Annotated in this window: 1 pseudogene; it reads left to right on the top strand. The window is 58.5% G+C overall.

Going from position 1 to position 277, the window contains the following annotated elements:
- Positions 1-36: 36 nt before the first annotated feature.
- Positions 37-277: pseudogene (locus SB771_RS34245) on the top strand (hypothetical protein); the annotation flags it as partial.

Below are 277 nucleotides of genomic sequence, written 5' to 3'. Positions count from 1 at the left end.
CGGGACACTATCGAACGGTGGTCGGGCCTTGATACGATGCAGACCGTAGGAAAGATCAAGCACCTATACGACAACTGCACGTATCAGGAGCGGCCGCTAGAGATACTGGTGGCCGTTATCGGGCTCGGTGCCGGTGTTGTAGACCGGGGCCGCGAAATGGGCCTCCCGGTGCGCGGGGTCAACGTTAGCGAAGCACCAGCGCTAGGCGACAAGTACATCAATCTGCGGGCGGAACTTTGGTACAAGTGTCGCGAGTGGTTGGAAACATGGGCAGTTA

The organism is Burkholderia sp. SIMBA_051 (assembly GCF_046534915.1).
GTDB lineage: Bacteria > Pseudomonadota > Gammaproteobacteria > Burkholderiales > Burkholderiaceae > Burkholderia > Burkholderia ambifaria.
This window is presented reverse-complemented; position numbering and strand designations above follow the sequence as displayed.